Annotated in this window: 12 protein-coding genes and 1 riboswitch; of the genes, 7 read left to right on the forward strand and 5 right to left on the reverse strand. The window is 72.6% G+C overall.

Going from position 1 to position 17,197, the window contains the following annotated elements; genetic code table 11:
• Positions 1-159: 159 nt before the first annotated feature.
• The gene (locus tag ACFC1F_RS30670) at positions 160-1,683 is read right to left on the reverse strand and encodes an aldehyde dehydrogenase family protein (protein ID WP_376163158.1); all 1,524 of its coding nucleotides are present in this window, start codon (positions 1,681-1,683) and stop codon (positions 160-162) included.
• A 299-nt stretch (positions 1,684-1,982) separates the two neighbouring features.
• Positions 1,983-2,930 (reverse strand): terpene cyclase, encoded by a 948-nt coding sequence (locus ACFC1F_RS30675; protein ID WP_209408472.1) that lies wholly within the window; start codon positions 2,928-2,930, stop codon positions 1,983-1,985.
• Between the two features lie 297 nt (positions 2,931-3,227).
• Here ACFC1F_RS30675 and ACFC1F_RS30680 point away from each other — a divergent pair, with 297 nt between their 5' ends.
• Both ACFC1F_RS30680 and ACFC1F_RS30685 read left to right on the forward strand, forming a co-directional pair.
• Positions 3,228-5,258: an AAA family ATPase gene (locus tag ACFC1F_RS30680; protein WP_376163160.1), complete on the forward strand. Its 2,031-nt coding sequence runs from the start codon at positions 3,228-3,230 to the stop codon at positions 5,256-5,258.
• Positions 5,259-6,488: 1,230 nt separating this feature from the next.
• Positions 6,489-7,571, forward strand: coding sequence for an aldose epimerase family protein (locus ACFC1F_RS30685; RefSeq protein ID WP_209408468.1), 1,083 nt, complete (start codon positions 6,489-6,491; stop codon positions 7,569-7,571).
• Here the strand turns inward: ACFC1F_RS30685 and ACFC1F_RS30690 are convergent.
• A complete protein-coding gene (locus ACFC1F_RS30690; protein ID WP_376163162.1) occupies positions 7,564-8,157 on the reverse strand; it encodes a GNAT family N-acetyltransferase in 594 nt (197 codons plus the stop codon). The two genes, ACFC1F_RS30685 and ACFC1F_RS30690, sit on opposite strands and share 8 nt — an antisense overlap.
• Positions 8,158-8,465: 308 nt before the next feature.
• Here ACFC1F_RS30690 and ACFC1F_RS30695 point away from each other — a divergent pair, with 308 nt between their 5' ends.
• From ACFC1F_RS30695 to ACFC1F_RS30715, 5 genes are all read left to right on the forward strand, one after another.
• Positions 8,466-9,743 (forward strand): extracellular solute-binding protein, encoded by a 1,278-nt coding sequence (locus ACFC1F_RS30695; RefSeq protein ID WP_376163164.1) that lies wholly within the window; start codon positions 8,466-8,468, stop codon positions 9,741-9,743.
• A 104-nt stretch (positions 9,744-9,847) separates the two neighbouring features.
• A complete protein-coding gene (locus ACFC1F_RS30700; protein WP_209408450.1) occupies positions 9,848-10,849 on the forward strand; it encodes a carbohydrate ABC transporter permease in 1,002 nt (333 codons plus the stop codon).
• 40 nt (positions 10,850-10,889) lie between these two features.
• Positions 10,890-11,801 (forward strand): sugar ABC transporter permease, encoded by a 912-nt coding sequence (locus ACFC1F_RS30705; RefSeq protein WP_376163166.1) that lies wholly within the window; start codon positions 10,890-10,892, stop codon positions 11,799-11,801.
• Between the two features lie 33 nt (positions 11,802-11,834).
• A complete protein-coding gene (locus ACFC1F_RS30710; RefSeq protein ID WP_376163168.1) occupies positions 11,835-13,535 on the forward strand; it encodes a glycoside hydrolase family 13 protein in 1,701 nt (566 codons plus the stop codon).
• A 25-nt stretch (positions 13,536-13,560) separates the two neighbouring features.
• Complete coding sequence (locus ACFC1F_RS30715; RefSeq protein ID WP_209408437.1) at positions 13,561-14,580, forward strand: LacI family DNA-binding transcriptional regulator; 1,020 nt, start codon at positions 13,561-13,563, stop codon at positions 14,578-14,580.
• Between the two features lie 58 nt (positions 14,581-14,638).
• Here the strand turns inward: ACFC1F_RS30715 and ACFC1F_RS30720 are convergent, their stop codons facing one another.
• Together ACFC1F_RS30720 and ACFC1F_RS30725 are read right to left on the reverse strand one after the other, a co-directional pair.
• Positions 14,639-14,839 (reverse strand): hypothetical protein, encoded by a 201-nt coding sequence (locus ACFC1F_RS30720; RefSeq protein WP_209408435.1) that lies wholly within the window; start codon positions 14,837-14,839, stop codon positions 14,639-14,641.
• Between the two features lie 184 nt (positions 14,840-15,023).
• Positions 15,024-16,295, reverse strand: a complete 1,272-nt coding sequence (locus ACFC1F_RS30725) for a transglycosylase family protein (RefSeq protein WP_376163171.1) — start codon at positions 16,293-16,295, stop codon at positions 15,024-15,026.
• A riboswitch (cyclic di-AMP (ydaO/yuaA leader) is annotated at positions 16,282-16,482 on the reverse strand. Its footprint overlaps the gene before it by 14 nt.
• Positions 16,483-17,197: the final 715 nt, after the last annotated feature.

Consider the following 17,197-nt stretch of genomic DNA (forward strand, 5'->3'; position numbering starts at 1 on the left):
ACTTCCCACTCCGCGTTTTCGGGCCCGGTGCTCCCGGGCGGGGCGTGCCCCGCAGCGGGCCTGCCGGGGGGCGGGTCGCGCCCGGCAGACCCGCGCCGGAGGCCTGCGCTCAGAAGCCCCTTGCCCGGGGGCCCCTTGCGCGGGGGCCTACCCGGGGGCCTAGAAGAGGCCGAGTGCGTCGGGGGAGTAGCTCACCAGCAGGTTCTTGGTCTGCTGGTAGTGCTCCAGCACCGCCTTGTGGGTCTCCCGGCCGATGCCGGAGTTCTTGTAGCCGCCGAAGGCCGCGTGCGCGGGGTAGGCGTGGTAGCAGTTGGTCCAGACGCGGCCGGCCTGGATGGCCCGTCCGGCCCGGTACGCGGTGTTGCCGTCCCGGGACCACACGCCCGCGCCGAGGCCGTACGGCGTGTCGTTGGCGAGGGCGATGCCGTCGTCGAAGTCCTCGAAGCGGGTGACCGCGAGGACCGGGCCGAAGATCTCCTCCTGGAAGATCCGCATGCCGTTGACGCCCTCGAAGACGGTGGGCGTCACGTAGTAGCCGCCCGCGAGCGACCCGCCGAGGTCGGCGCGTTCGCCGCCGGCCAGCACCTTGGCGCCCTCGGCCTGGCCGATCTCGATGTAGGAGAGGATCTTCTTCAGCTGGTCGTCGCTGGCCTGGGCGCCGACCTGGGTCTCGGTGTCCAGCGGGTTGCCCTGGCGCATCGACCGCACCCGCTCCAGGCCGTCGGCCAGCAGCCGGTCGTAGACCGTGGACTGGATCAGCGCCCGGCTCGGGCAGGTGCAGACCTCGCCCTGGTTGAGGGCGAACATCGCGAAGCCCTCCAGCGCCTTGCCGTAGAAGGCGTCCTGCTCGGCCGCGACGTCGGCGAAGAACAGGTTGGGGCTCTTGCCGCCGAGCTCCAGCGAGACCGGTATCAGGTTGCCGCTGGCGTACTGGGAGATCAGGCGGCCGGTGGTGGTCTCGCCGGTGAAGGCGATCTTGCGGATCCGGCTGCTGGAGGCCAGCGGACGCCCGGCCTCCAGGCCGAAGCCGTTGACCACGTTGAGCACGCCGGGCGGCAGCAGGTCGGCGATCAGCTCGACCAGCACCAGGATCGACGCCGGGGTCTGCTCGGCGGGCTTGAGCACCACCGCGTTGCCGCCCGCCAGGGCCGGGGCGAGCTTCCAGACCGCCATCAGGATGGGGAAGTTCCACGGGATGATCTGGCCGACCACGCCCAGCGGCTCGTGGAAGTGGTACGCCACGGTGTCCTCGTCCAGCTGGGACAGGCCGCCCTCCTGGGCGCGCAGCGCGCCGGCGAAGTAGCGCAGGTGGTCGACGGCGAGCGGCAGGTCGGCGGCCAGCGTCTCGCGCACCGGCTTGCCGTTCTCCCAGCTCTCCGCGACGGCCAGCGCCTCCAGGTTCGCCTCCATCCGGTCGGCGATCCGCAGCAGCACCTGGGCGCGCTCGGCGGGCGCGGTGCGGCCCCAGGCCGGGGCGGCGGCGTGGGCGGCGTCGAGCGCGGCCTCGATGTCCTCGGCGGTGCCGCGGGCGACCTCGGTGAAGACCTCGCCGGTGACCGGGCTGGGGTTCTCGAAGTACTCGCCGCGGACCGGCGGCGTCCATCGCCCGCCGATCCAGTGCTCGTACCGGGGGCGGTAGTTGACGATGGAGCCAGGGGTGCCGGGGGGCTGGTAGACCGTCATGCTCTGGGGGCCTCCTCGCGTGGTCGGGGGGCACCGCCGCGGCGCGCTCGGGCCGGGCGGTGCGCCGGACCGCGGACCGGTGGCCCGGCGGTCCGGCGGAGGGTGCGGACACGCACATGGGCCGGGCGCCGCCGGGGCGCCCGCCGTCTGGCACCCTAGCCGCGGACGGCGGGCGCGGCTACGGTCCGTACAGAACGCTTCCACGGAGGGTGCCTATTCGGCCGTTTTCCGTCACGCCGACGAGGGCCGGCCCGGGCCCGGGCGGGCGTGCGTCCGGGTTCGCGCGGAGCCGGTCGGGCTCAGGCGGCGAGGTAACGGCCGGTGTGGGACTCCCAGTTGAGGTATCCGGCGAGCCAGGTGACCAGGCCGTCGGCGTAGCGCTGCGCGATGGTGCGCTCCACCCGGGACAGGCCCAGTTCGCGGTGGACGTCGGGGAGGCGGTCGTACAGCCCGCGGCAGCGCTCGACCATCAGCTGGGCCTCGTCCATCACCACGGCGCACGCCTCCTCGGCCGAGCAGTGGCGCTCCCGCTGCACGATCATCACCAGGTTGTTGACGTCGCCGCGGGGCGCCTCCAGCGGGAACGACCGGACGTCGTTGCTCAGCGAGGGGATGTCGGCGGCGAGCTGGCGGATCTGGCGGAGCACCGGGTGGTGGAGTATGGCGGCGGGCACCTCGAAGTGGCCGAGGCACTCCACCATGTCGAAGATGGTCTCCATCGCTGCGGTGCCGCGGCGCAGGGCCAGGTAGCCGTCGCGGTCCGGCGGCCGCTCGGAGATCCGGCCGGCGGCCTCGGCGGGGTGGCTGGCCAGGTACCACTCCCAGTTGTACGCGGCGCGTGCCTGCCAACGCGCGGGCATCCCGCGTACGCTGCGTTCCCAGAGGTCCGCGAAGGCGGTCTCGACGGCGGAGGAGGGGTCGGGCCTGCCGCCGTGCAGGACGGAGATGAGCCGCTCGCAGATCGGGGCCACTTCGGCGGGGCGGCGGCCGAGGGGGCCGTCGAACTGGTCGTCGAAGAGGAAGTAGAAGCCCATCAGGTCGGCGGCCAGAGCGAGTTCGTCCGGCCCGGCATCGGGGTAGCCGAGGGCTGCGAGGGCGACGACGTCCCAGTGCGCGTAGGAGGGGTGCGAGGGGTCCGGGAGCAGCGGGTGGCGGGTCAGCCAGTCGCGGTGCAGTTCGGCGGCGTGCGGAGCGTGCGGGCTTCGGCGGTGCGGGAACGGAATCTGAAGTGAGGTGTCGTCAGACATCGGACTCCCGGTGCGGCGGAGGGTGGGGGTGCTGGTGGTGCCTGTGCTGGTCGTGGGGGAGGGCGAGTTGGAGCGGCTGAACGCGGTGCGCAAATCGGCATGGCAAGATCAACTTGGCTCGGGGGCCGTAGAGTATCCGATGCAATGATCGGACGTTAGGGATATAGGGCAATTGCCCTTGGCAAGCTGTCCGAACCCTCAATCTCCGTTCCAGCCTGGGCGAATGCCCGACAGCACGCCCCCCACGGCGCTAACCTCGGCTCCAGGAGCAGGGTACGGCGAGGCGGAGGCGCGAGGGTGACCGAGCAGGGACACGAACTTCGGGCGGGGGCGGGTGCCGACGGGCGGGAGTCGGAGACCGTTCCGCACCGGGTCAGGCTGCGCGACCGTGACGCCGAACTCCGCTCGGCCGAGGCCGCGGTGGAGAAGCTCTGCCGCGAGTTCGCCGCCGGCGGCACCGAGATCGGCGAGCTGCTCACCTTCTCCGGACGGCCCGGCATCGGCAAGACCAGCCTGCTGCACGAGGTCCGCCGGATCGCCAAGCTCCGCGAGGGCGCCACCGTCCTGTTCGCCCGTGGCGGCGAGCGTCAGTCCAACGAGCCGTACCACGTCCTGCGCCAGCTGCTCCAGCCCGTCCTCGGCAGCCTCGAACCCGCCGAGTTCCGGCAGGTCATGGGCACCTGGGAGGAGGTCGTCGGTCCGGCCATGGGGCTCAAGCAGCCGAAGGCCGGGGCCCGCCGCCTCGACCCGCAGGGCGTGCGCGACGGCCTCGACTACGTCCTGACCCAGCTCGCCCCGCGCCGGGCGCCGCTGGTGATGATCGTCGACGACCTGCACTGGTCCGACCTCGAATCGCTCGCCTGGCTCGCCTCGTTCGCCCTCCGCGCGAGCGAGCTGCCCGTCCTGCTGGTCTTCGCCTACCGGGACGACATCGCGGACTGGCAGCCCGAGGCCCAGGAGCACCAGGCCGCCGTCACCTCCCTCGCCACCCGCCGGCACGAACTCGGCCGGCTCACCCTGGTCTCGGTCACCGACATGGTCCGCGCCGAACTCGGCGACAAGGCCGAGGACGCCTTCTGCTACGAGTTCTGGAACGTCGTCAACGGGAACCCGTTCGAGGCCGTCGCCCTGCTGAACCAGGTGCGCGACCAGGAGCTCGACCCGGTCGAGGAGAACTCCCAACAGCTGCGGGAACTCGCCGTGGACGCCACCGGGACGACCCTCACCGGCTGGCTGGAGCGGCTCGGCGCCAGCACCCTGCGGTTCGCCTGGGCCTGCGCGATGCTCGGCACCGACATCCGGCCGGACCTCGCCGCCCGGATCTCCACCCAGAGCCCCGAGGCCTCCCGCGAGTCCATCAAGCAGCTGCGCAAGCAGCGCGTCCTCACCCAGACGCCGAACGGGAACCTGGAGTTCGTCCACCCGCTGATCGGCAGCTCGATCTACAACACCATGAAGGAGTCCACCAAGACCGGCATGCACGGGGTGGCCGCCGCCGAGATCGAGAACGCCGGGCTCGGACTGCTCGCCGCCTCCCGCCACCTGGTCGAGACCTTCCCCGGCGAGGGCGACGACCGCACCGTCCGCAAGCTGCGCAAGGCCGCCCAGGAACACCTGCTGATCGGCGCGCCCGAGGCCGCCCAGCGCTGCCTGCACCGCGCCCTCGCCGAGCCGCCGGACGACGACATCCGCGCCGAGGTGCTGTACGAGCTGGGCTGCTCCGCGCTGCTCACCGACCCGATGGCCACCGTCAACCAGCTGAAGCTCGCCCTCGATCCCGACGAGGGACCACTGCGCCCCTCGCTCCGGGTCGACGCCACCTTCCGGCTCTCCGAGGTCCTCGCGCACAGCGGCCAGCTCGGCGAGGCCGCGCGGGTCTGCCAGGACGAGGCCGAGCAGACGGAGGACGACTCCGCGGGCCGGCTCCGGCTGGAGGCCGCCGCGTTCTCATGTGGCACGCCTACCGCAAGTCCGAGGAGGACGGTCCGGCCCGCTCCGAGCGGCTGGGCGAGCTCTGCCGCAGCCTCACCGGCCGCGAGGCCGCCGACCGGGCCGTCCTCGCACTGCGCGCCTGGGACCTCACCCTGCGCGGCGAGCCCTCCGCCGAGGTGCTGCGCCACGCGGACCAGGTCCTCGACCAGGGCCGGCTGCCCAAGGGCCTCGGCTGGACGGACAGCACCTGGGGCTTCGAACTGCCCGCCACGCTCGGTCTCTCGTACACCTACAGCGACCGCATCGCGCAGGCCGAGCGGCTCTTCGGCGACGCCATCGTCCAGTTCGAGATCGCCGGCTGGAGCGGTGCCCACCGCGGCTTCGCGTACTTCCTGATGGGCCTGGCCCGGTTCCGCCGCGGCCTGCTCGCCGAGGCCGAGGACTTCCTGCGCCGGGCCCTGCGGCTCTCCGAGCGGATCGGCCCCAAGCTGCCGCTCGCCTGGGACGCGGTCGGCGTCCTGGTGGACACCCTGATCGCCCGCGGCCGCACCAACGAGGCCTGGGACCTCGCGATCGGGTTCGGCTTCAGCCCGCCGTACCACGCCACCGCGATGGTGCTGCCCGACGCGGCCTCCCTCTACGGCAAGCTGCTGCTCGCCAAGGGCCGCAAAGCCGGGGCCGCCGCCGCCCTCACCGAGGCCGGCGCCCAGCTGGACGCCCGCGGCTGGCACAACACCGTCTGGGCGCCCTGGGCCGGCCACCTCGCGGTCGCGCTCGCCGAGGACGAGCCCGAGCGGGCCCGCGCGTACGCGGAGCGGTCCGTCCGGGACGCCCGCAGGTTCGGTACCGCCTCGGCGATCGGCACCGCGTTGCGGCTGCACGCCGAGATCGCGGACGGCCAGCAGGCGGTCGAGCTGCTGGAGGAGGCCGTGCGCCACCTCGGCCAGTCGCCGGCCGGCTACGAGCACGCCGTCGCGCTGGTGGACCTCGGTGCGGCGCTGCGCAGGGTCGGCCGGCTGGAGGACGCCCAGGAGTTCCTCTACCAGGGCATCGAACTGGCCCAGCACTGCGCCGCCGACGGCCTGGTCGACCGGGCCCGCCGCGAGCTGGCCAACTACGGCCTGCGGCCCAACCGCCTCGGCGACGTCCGGGAGATGCTGAGCCAGCCCGAGTGGGACGTCGCCCGGCTCGCCGTGCGGGGCGTGCCGCCGCAGCGGATCGCCGACGAGCTGGGCGTGCACCTCAGCCTGGTGAACCGGCGGCTGGCCGCCGTCTACCGCAAGGCGGGCAGCGGCCCGGACGGGCTCGCCTCGGCGCTCGGCCTGCCGCCCGAGCAGCGCGAGGGCACCGAGGACGGGCGCGAGGGCGCGGCCGGCCGGGACGGCGGCACGGCGGAAGTCTGACGGCGGACGGAAGTACGACGGCGGGCGGACGCCTTCGACGGACGGACGCCTTCTGGCGGGCGAAGGTACGACGGCGGGCGGAAGCCCGACGGCGGCGCGCGGGGCGGCAGGAGCGCCCCCGCCGCCGCCCCGCTGACTAGGCTGGCCCACGGGGCGGCGAGCCCCGGACGGACCCGGTACCAGGGGGCCGCGGCGCACCGCGGCCGCCAGTGAGGAGCAGGTCATGGCGACGCCCCCGGCGAACGGGTCGCAGGCGACCGGTGTGCGGCGCGAGCCGCTCGAACCCGCGGGCGCGGGCGCCGCGATCGAGCGCTGGACGCTGCGGGCCGGCCCGTACGAGGCGACCGTGCTCACCCTCGGCGCCACCCTGCACTCCCTGACCGCCCCCGACCGCACCGGCCGCCCCGCCCAGGTGCTGCTCTCCAGCGACCGGCTCGCCGAGATCCTCGGCCCGGCCCGGCACTACGGCGCGGTGGTCGGCCGGTACGCCAACCGCATCGACGGCAGCAAGGTCACCATCGACGGCGAGGAGCACCCGCTCGCCCCGACCGGCGGCGGCGTCACCCTGCACGGCGGTCCGGACGGCTTCGTGCACCGGATGTGGGAGTCCGAGCCGCTGCCCGACGGCGTTCGGCTGCACCTGCACAGCCCGGACGGCGACCAGGGCTTCCCCGGCGCGCTCGACGTCACCGTCGACTACACGCTGAGCGCCGCCGGCGAGCTGGTGATCGGCTACCGCGCGACCACCAGCAGGCCGACCGTCCTCAACCTCACCAACCACGCGTACTTCAACCTCGCGGGCGAGGGCAGCGGCGACGTCCTCGGTCACCTGCTCACCCTGGACGCCGACGAGTACACCCCCGCCGACCACCGGCAGATCCCGTACGGGCGGACGGAGCCGGTGGCCGGCACGCCGTTCGACTTCACCTCCCCCCGGCCGATCGGCAAGTCGGTGCAGGACGAGCACCCGCAGCTGACCGGGCCCGGCGGCTACGACCACAACTGGGTGCTCCGCCCGCGCCCGGCGGACGGCACCCCGGCCCGGGCGGCGCTGCTGGAGGACCCGGCCAGCGGCCGCACCCTGGAGGTGCTGACCACCGAGCCGGGCGTGCAGGTCTACACCGCCAACAAGTTCCAGGGCGCCGTGACCGGTGCGAGCGGCGTGCCGTACGGGCCGTTCGCCGGGATCGCGCTGGAGACGCAGCACTTCCCGGACTCCCCGCACCACCCCGCCTTCCCCGGCACCGAGCTGCGGCCGGGGGAGGAGTTCCGCTCGACCACGGTGCTGAGGCTGGGCGTCAGCTGAGCCAGCCCGCGCCGAGCTCCCTGCGCATGCAGAGCCGCGGCCAACGGTCGAGGCCGTGCCCGGCCTCGCGGCGGCGGATCTCCCGCAGACCCGGGGTGACCTCGGCGTCGGCGAGCGGCCGGAAGCCGAGGCGGGCGTAGTAGGGGGCGTTCCACGGGACGTCGGCGAAGGTGGTGAGGGTCAGGGCGGGCGCGTCGGTGGTGGCCGCCAGGTGCTCGATCAGCGCCCGGCCGATGCCGCGGCGGGCGTGGCCGGGGTGGACGGACACCTGCTCGATGTGGAGGGCGCCGTCCACCGGCTCGGCCAGCAGGTAGCCGACCGGGGTGCCGCCTTCGCCTCCGGCACGCCCGTCGCCCCCGCTGTCCCTCTCACCGCCCCCGCCGCCCCGGCTGTCGCCCTCGTCGCCCTCGTCGGAGAGGGCGACCAGTGCGGTGCCCCCGTCCAGGAAGTGGGCCAGCTCCTCGACGGTGGGCGGCTCGTCCTCGGCGATCTCCGGCATCCCGATGGCGGCGAACGGTGCCCCGGCGGCCCGTTCCAGCTCGCGCAGCAGTGGCAGGTCTTCCCCGGTGGCGGCTCTGATTCGCATGGGACCAGTCTGCTGCAAGGCCTTTCGGCAACCCAGCGTATTAATTACCGGGGTTCCTATCGGGATGAAACGGACAAAGCGCCACGCCTCGACCGCCTGTCAACTACCGTGCGGCCACGTCCAGGACACGCGGGCGTAACGATCCCCATTTCTTGCAGAAACTTGCTGCAAGGACTTTCCGTGGCGATTGCGCCGCTGTTAACTTCCTTCCGAGCCCGACGGCAGCAACGGTGCGGTCGGCACGAGGCAGCCATTATGCGCCTGTCTCCCAACATCTCGGGCACCCCCACCCCTCCCAAGGAGTTCTCATGCGGCGTGGCATCGCGGCCTCTGCCCTCGTTGTGGCCCTCGCGGTCTCGATGGCTGCCTGTGGCAGCAGCGGCTCCAGCTCGGACGGCAAGGCCGACGGGCCGGTCACCCTCACGTACTGGGACACGTCGAACGCCACCAACGAGGCCCCGAACTACCAGGCCCTCGTCAAGAAGTTCGAAGAGGCCAACCCGAACGTCAAGGTCGACTTCGTCAACGTGCCGTTCGACCAGGCGCAGAACAAGCTCCAGACCGCCATGGGGGCCAAGGGCGCTCCGGACGTGTTCCGCTCCGAGGTCGGCTGGACCGCCGCCTTCGCCAAGGCCGGCTACCTGGAGCCGCTGGACGGCACCCCGGCCGCCGCCGACGCCGGCGCCTTCCAGCCCAGCCTCGTCCAGCAGGCCAAGTACGAGGGCAAGCTGTACGGCGTCCCGCTGGTCACCGACACCCTCGGCCTGCTCTACAACAAGGAGCTCTTCACCAAGGCCGGCATCACCGCCGCCCCCAAGACCTGGGACGAGCTGAAGACCGCCGCGGCCGCCGTCAAGGAGAAGGCCGGCGTGGACGGCTTCTGGCTGAAGGCCGCCGACGGCTACTACGCGATGCCGTTCCTGTTCGGCGAGGGCACCGACACCGTCGACGCCGCCGGCAAGAAGATCACCATCGGCTCGGCCGAGGCCGTCAAGGGCATCGAGACCTACAAGACGATGTTCACCGCGCCGGGAACCGCCAAGGCCGACGTCACCAGCGACGCCTACGCGCACATGATGGACGCCTTCAACAGCGGCAAGGTCGCGGCGATCATCCAGGGTCCCTGGGAGATCACCAACATCTACAAGGGCACCGCGTTCGCCGACAAGAACAACCTCGGCATCGCCCCCGTCCCGGCCGGCTCCGCCGGCAAGGCCGGCGCCCCCACCGGCGGCCACAACATCTCCGTCTACGCCGGCTCGGACAAGGCCCACAAGGCCGCCGCCGAGAAGTTCGCCGCTTACATGACCTCCGCCGAGAGCCAGGCGTTCATCGCGCAGAAGAACTCCACCCTGCCGACCCGCGCCGACGCCTTCACCCCCGAGGTCAAGGCCGACCCCGGCATCGCCGGCTTCCAGAGCGTGCTCACCAGCGCCCGTCCCCGCCCCGAACTGCCCGAGTACAGCTCGCTGTTCTCCTCGCTGGGCACCAACCTCGGCAAGGTGGTCCAGGGCACCGGCACCCAGGACGGCCTGAACACCGTCGCCACCGACTACGCCAAGCTCCTCCCGGGCTTCGCCAAGTAGTCACCCGAGCCGCCCGGCCCGCCACCCCCGGCGGGCCGGGCGGCCAGACCCGTAGCAGCAGTCGCCGTAGCGAGGCGGCGGACCTCCCCGAGAAGGTGTCGAACATGTCAGTCGCCGTGCAGGGCGCCACCGGCCAGGGCAGCCGGGAGCGCGATCCGCGTCCGGGCCTGATGGAGCGCCTCAAGCGCTCGTACGCCAAGCACTGGTACGCCTACGCGATGATCGCGCCGGTCGTGATCGTGCTGGGCGTACTGGTGCTCTACCCGCTCGCCGAGGGCTTCTGGCTCACCCTCACCGACGCCAACAGCCTCAACGCCGCCCGCAAGATCGGCGTCAACGAGATCCCCGCCAGCTACAAGTTCGTCGGCTTCGACAACTACGCGGACATCCTCTGGGGCCCGGGCTCGTACGACCGCTTCTGGTCGCACTTCGTCTGGACCATCGCCTGGACCGCGATCTGCGTCTGCCTGCACTACACCGTCGGCCTCGGCCTCGCCCTGCTGCTCAACCAGAAGCTGCGCGGCCGCGCCGTCTACCGGATGCTGCTCATCCTGCCCTGGGCCGTGCCGACCTTCGTCACCGTCTTCTCCTGGCGGCTGATGCTCGCCGACGGCGGCGCCGTCAACAGCCTGCTCTCCGCCCTGCACCTGCCCGAACCCGGCTGGCTGGACGACCCGCTGGCGCAGAAGGCGGCCGCCATCCTGGTCAACACCTGGGTCGGCGTGCCGTTCATGATGATCTCGCTGCTCGGCGGCCTCCAGTCGATCCCGGCCGAGCTGTACGAGGCGGCCGAGATGGACGGCGCCACCCCGTGGCAGCGGTTCCGCCACGTGACCCTGCCGGGGCTGCGCACCGTCTCCTCGACCGTGGTGCTGCTCGGCGTGATCTGGACGTTCAACCAGTTCGCCGTGATCTTCCTGCTGTTCGGCGGCAACGCGCCCGACGCCCAGCTGCTGGTCACCTGGGCCTACCGGCTCGGCTTCGGCCAGCAGCCCCGGGACTACGCGCAGTCCGCCGCGTACGGCGTCATCCTGCTCTCCATCCTGATCGTCTTCACCGCCTTCTACCGGCGCTGGCTGGCCCGCAACGAGCAGGCCAACGGCTGACGCCCCGTCCCCCCAGCGACCACGAAGGCAGGTACCCCCGATGAGCACCACCACCGACCGACCCACCACCGCCGCCGCGCGTCCCGCGCCGCCGGCCGGCCGGCCGCCCAAGGTCCGCCCGCGCGGACAGGCGAGCCCGGCCTCCCGCGCGCTGTCCCACGGCGCGCTGATCCTGGCCAGCCTCATCGCGCTCTTCCCGGTGGTCTGGATCCTCTACGTCTCGCTCGGCCCGGACAAGACGGACTACCTCCACCCGGGCGCCATCCTCGACAAGATGACGCTGTCGAACTACCACACGGTGCTGTTCGACACCGACTTCTTCACCTGGTTCGGCAACGCGTTCCTGGTCTCCGGCGTCACCACCGTCTTCGGCGTGCTGATCGCCGCCACCACGGGCTACGCCGTCTCCCGGATGCGCTTCCCCGGCCACAAGCCGCTGATGTGGTCGCTGCTGGTCACCCAGATGTTCCCGATCGCGGTGCTGATCGTGCCGATGTACACGATCCTCTCCGAGCTCGACCTGCTGGACAGCTACCTCGGCCTGATCCTGGTCTACTCGACCACCACGGTGCCGTACTGCGCCTGGCTGCTGAAGGGCTACTTCGACACCATCCCGGTGGAGATCGACGAGGCCGGCCGGGTCGACGGGCTCTCCCCGTTCGGCACCTTCTGGCGGCTGGTGCTGCCGCTCGCCAGGCCGGGCCTGGCCGTGGCCGCGTTCTACTCCTTCCTGACCGCATGGGCCGAGGTGGCCTTCGCCTCCACCTTCATGCTCAGCTCCGACAAGTACACCCTGGCGGTCGGCCTGCAGACCTTCGTCAGCGAGCACGACGCCCAGTGGAACCTGATGGCGGCGACCGCCGTACTGATCGCGATCCCGTCCTCGGTCCTCTTCTACCTGGTGCAGCGTCACCTGGTCACCGGCCTGACCGCCGGCGCCTCCAAGTCCTGACCTGCCGCTCTCTAGTCCCAAGGGATACCGTCCATGACCCAGAACCTGGCCGACACCTCCCGGCCCGCCGCCGACGCCACCGCTCACGAGGCCGGCGCCGGCGCGTCCAGAGACTGGTGGCGGGACGCGGTCATCTACCAGGTGTACCCGCGCAGCTTCGCCGACTCCAACGGGGACGGCATGGGCGACCTGCCCGGCATCCGCAGCCGCCTGCCCTACCTGCGCGACCTCGGCGTGGACGCCGTCTGGCTCTCGCCGTTCTACGCCTCGCCGCAGGCCGACGCCGGCTACGACGTGGCGGACTACCGCGCGGTGGACCCGATGTTCGGCACCCTGCTGGACGCCGACGGGCTGATCCGCGACGCCCACGCGCTGGGCCTGCGGATCATCGTGGACCTCGTCCCCAACCACTCCTCCGACCAGCACGAGTGGTTCCAGCGTGCCCTGCGCGAGGGCCCTGCGTCCCCTCTGCGCGACCGCTACCACTTCCGGCCCGGCAAGGGTGAGAACGGCGAACTGCCGCCCAACGACTGGGAGTCCATCTTCGGCGGCCCGGCCTGGACCCGCACCGAGGACCCGGACGGGACCCTGGGCGACTGGTACCTGCACCTGTTCGCCCCGGAGCAGCCCGACTTCAACTGGGAGAACCAGGCCGTCGCCGACGAGTTCCGCTCGATCCTGCGGTTCTGGCTCGACATGGGCGTCGACGGCTTCCGGATCGACGTCGCCCACGGCCTGGTGAAGGCCCCCGGCCTGCCCGACCTCGGCGGCGGCGACCAGCTCAAGCTGCTCGGCAACGACGTCATGCCGTTCTTCGACCAGGACGGCGTGCACGAGATCTACCGCAGCTGGCGGCGGATCCTGGACGAGTACCCGGGCCAGCGGATCGGCGTCGCCGAGGCGTGGACCCCCACCGTCCAGCGCACCGCCAACTACGTGCGCCCCGACGAGCTGCACCAGGCCTTCAACTTCCAGTACCTGGGCACCTCCTGGGACTCGGCCGAGCTGCGCGAGGTGATCGACCTCTCGCTCGACTCGATGCGCCCGGTCGACGCCCCCACCACCTGGGTGCTGTCCAACCACGACGTCACCCGGCACGCCACCCGGTTCGCCAACGAGCCCGGCCTCGGCACCCAGATCCGCACCCCCGGCGACCGCCGGCTCGGCCTGCGCCGCGCCCGCGCCGCCACCCTGCTGATGCTCGCGCTGCCCGGCTCCGCGTACGTCTACCAGGGCGAGGAGCTCGGCCTGCCGGACGTCACCGACCTGCCCGACGAGGTCCGTCAGGACCCGTCCTTCTTCCGCCAGGCCGGCCAGGACGGCTACCGCGACGGCTGCCGCGTCCCGATCCCGTGGTCCGGCACCGAGGCCCCGTACGGCTTCGGCCCGGTCGCCGGCGGCCCGAGCTGGCTGCCGCAGCCCGCCGAGTGGGCGCAGCTCAGCGTCGAGGCGCAGACCGGCGACCCGACGTCCACCCTGGAGCTGTACCGCAGCGCGCTGGCCGTGCGCCGCGCACAGGCCGACCTCGGCGCCGGCACCGGCGTGGAGTGGCTGGACAGCCCCGAGGGCACCCTGGTGTTCCGCCGCGGCTCCTTCGTCTGCACCGTGAACACCACCGCGGAACCGGTCCGGATACCGGCGCCCGGCCGCCTGCTGCTCTCCTCCGCGGACGCCGTGGTGGACGGCGGCGAGACGGTGCTCGCTCCGGACAGCACCGACTGGTGGGCGGTCTGACGTGGTTGCAATAGGCTCTGGGACCGTGACTACGGCGCGACTCTCAGACATCGCGGCGCAGGCGGGGGTCAGCGAAGCCACCGTCTCCCGCGTACTCAACGGCAAGGCGAACGTCTCCGCCGCCACCAGGCAGACCGTGCTGGCGGCGCTGGACGTGCTCGGCTACGAGCGGCCGACCCGGCTGCGCCAGCGCAGCGCGGGCCTGATCGGGCTGATCACCCCGGAGCTGAGCAACCCGATCTTCCCCGCGCTCGCGCAGGTGATCGAGCAGGTGCTGAGCCGGCACGGCTTCACGCCGGTGCTCTGCACCCAGACGCCCGGCGGCTCCACCGAGGACGAACTGGTGGAGATGCTGGTCGACCGGGGCGTGGCGGGCATCGTCTTCGTCTCCGGCCTGCACGCCGACACCACCGCTGACCACGACCGGTACGCCCGGCTGACCGGCCGGCAGGTGCCGTTCGTCCTGATCAACGGTTTCAGCGAGAAGATCGACGCGCCGTTCATCTCGCCGGACGACCGGGCCGCGATGTGGATGGCCGTCCAGCACCTGGCCGAACTCGGCCACGAGCGGATCGGCCTGGCCGTCGGGCAGCGCCGGTACGTGCCGGTGCTGCGGAAGATCGAGGGCTTCACCGCGGCCATGCGCGAGGTGCTCGGCCGGACCACCGAGGAGGCCCAGGACCTCGTCCACCACACGCTGTTCAGCGTGGAGGGCGGGCACGCGGCGGCCGGCGCGCTGCTCGACAAGGGCTGCACCGCGATCGTCTGCGGCAGCGACATGATGGCGCTCGGCGCGATCCGGGCGGTGCGCCAGCGCGGGCTCTCGGTGCCGCAGGACGTGTCGGTGGTCGGCTTCGACGACTCGCCGCTCATAGCGTTCACCGAGCCCCCGCTGACCACCATCCGCCAGCCGGTCGAGGCGATGGCCACCGCGGCCGTCGACGCCCTGCTGGAGGAGGTCGGCGGGAACGCCGCCCAGCGCGGGGAGTTCATGTTCCAGCCGGAGCTGGTGATGCGCGGTTCCACGGGCGCAGGCGCCCGCTGAGCGACCACGACCGGGGCCCGGAGAGCAATCCGCTCTCCGGGCCCCGGTCGTGCGTTCGTCAGCCCTCCTGGGCCGTCGGGCGTTCGTGGCCCGACCGCCGGCCGTCGACGGCGTCGCCGGTCCGGCTCCCGGTGCGCCGGCCCCGGGCCAGGTAGTCGCGCAGGACCAGCTCCACGGCGTCCTGCGGGCTCCGGGTCCCGGCGAGCATCATCACGTCGATGGCGAGATTGGCGTCGAGGGTGACGGTGACCTGGGCCATGGGTGACTCCTTCTCGGGTGCGGAGCAGCAGCATGCCCGCTGCGCCCCGATTCCACCACGGCCTCCACCGGCCCCGCACCCGCTGCCCGTGGGCGGGCAGGCCGAAGCCCCCGGGAAGAGCGACCAGACTCTTCCCGGGGGCTTCGGCGTACCTGCGCGGGCCCGGGAGCCGCGCGCCGGGGGATCAGACCCGGCCGGCGAAGTCCGGGGCCCAGTTGGCGATGGTCTCGGTCCGCACGCCCGCGCTCGGGTTGGCGGCCTCGACGTACGCGCCGTTGCCGACGTAGATCGCGACGTGGTAGACGCCGGAGTCCTGGCCGTTGTTGGACCAGAACAGCAGGTCGCCCGGCTTGAGCGCGTCCAGCGAGACGTGGGTGGAGGCGGCGGCCTGGTCGGCGGCGACGCGCGGGATGGAGACGCCCGCGGCGCGCAGCGCGGCCTGGGTCAGGCCGGAGCAGTCCCAGCCGCCGTTGCCGGTGCCGCCGTAGACGTACGCCTGGCCGACCTTCGACTCGGCGAAGGCGACCGCGGCGGCCATGCTGCCGGTGGCGGCCTGGGCGGGCGCCTGGGTCTGGGTCTGGGCGGCCGGCTTGGCGGCCGGGGCCTGGGTCTGGGCGGCGGGCTTGGCGGCGGCGGCCTGGCCGGAGTTGCCGGAGCTCCGGTCGAACCAGTCGAAGCCCTTGCCGGACTCGTCCGAGGCCTGGGCGCGGTCACCGAGGGTCAGGTGCTGACCGGGGTAGATGACGTGCGGGCCGTCGGTCAGGGTGGACCGGTTGAGCTCGTACAGCCGCTCCCAGCCGCCCTGGACGTTGTTCTTGTCGGCGATCGAGGAGAGCCAGTCGCCGGCGACGACGGTGTAGTCGTTGGAGGCGGCCTTGTCCTGCCACTTCTTCGACCAGTTCTGGCCGGACTGCGGCTTGGCGGAGTCGGTGGAGGCCGGGGCCTGGTCGGCCTTCGGCGCGGCCGGCTTGGCGGCGGGGGCCTGCGCGGCGGGCGCGGCCGGGGCCGGGGTCTGCGCGGCGGGCTTGGCGGCCGTGGTGGTGTCGACGGCGGCGGGGGTGCCGCCCTTGGTCAGGCCGGCCTGGACGGAGCAGACGGGCCAGGCGCCGGGGCCCTGGACGGCGAGCACCTTCTCGGCGATCGCGATCTGCTGGTCCTTGGTGGCGAGGTCGGCGCGGGCCGCGTACGCGGTGCCGCCGAACTCCGCCCAGGTGCTGTTGGTGAACTGGAGGCCGCCGTAGAAGCCGTTGCCGGTGTTGATGCTCCAGTTGCCGCTGCTCTCGCACTGCGCGACCTTGTCCCAGGTGGCGACGGAGGCGGCGGAGGCGGTGCCGGAGGTCAGGCAGGGGACGGTGAGACCGATGCCGACGACGCCGAGGGTGGCGATCGCGCGGCGGGTGCGGCTGGACAGGCGGGTGCCGTTGGTGGGCAGCATGAAGACGCGGTCCTCTCCCACGCCTGCGAGGTGAGCTGTCGGATTCGGGCTGGAGTTGCCCGGCCGCGCTGTGGACGCGGCTTCACCCCTAGCCCTGAACCGGTACGCGGACCGGTCCGGGGCGACTTACCTGTGGTTCCCCCGCTCCTGCCGTGGTGCGTTCTGCGCTGCCAGCGCACCCGACGGCAGGACTCGGCGTTGCGGATGAGCTGGGTCCGTGTGGCCACGAACGGGGAGCACGTTAAGCAGACTTAAGTTCAAACCGCAAACATGTGTGACGCTCGTCACGGTTTGCGGAAAGCCTGCGGAAAGGCTGTCCACCATGATCAGAAATGACCGTTTTCGCGCAACGCCCGCCGCGGTCAATGCAACTGCCTGTGCTTCAGGAGGTCGGGACCGACGCAGCCGTCCGGGGGGAGGGCTGCGCAACGATGGCCATGGACGAGGAGCCGGACGCGGGCCGGCCGGCCGCCGGGCCCCGCGGAGCGCATCGCCGGGCAAAGCATCGCAGACCGGACATCCCGCCTGAAGCGGCCCGAACTCCCTTAAGTCGCCGCACAATGCTGCGCCGGCTCGCGGTCGGCACGGTGTTCGCGGCGGTCGGCGGCGAGGAGGCCCTGCGACGACGCTCGCTGACCGGCCCCACGGCGCCCGTCGCCGCCGGGGGCACCGCCACGAGCCCGGCCGGGACGGGAGGCGACGGAGCCATGGACCACGGCCACGCCGCGCCGGCGCCCTCCGCCGGCGCCGCGGAGGGCGGCGCGCCCGGGCAGCCCGCCGTCGCACCCGTCGTCGACCGGAACGGCCGCCCGTGGTCCGACCCGGCCGGCTGGGGCGGCAGGGTGCCCGGCCCGCAGAGCGCCGTCCGGATCACCGACAAGGTGCTGCTGGACACCGACGCCACCGTCGCCTCGCTGCTGGTC

The organism is Kitasatospora sp. NPDC056181 (assembly GCF_042266225.1).
Taxonomy (GTDB): domain Bacteria; phylum Actinomycetota; class Actinomycetes; order Streptomycetales; family Streptomycetaceae; genus Kitasatospora.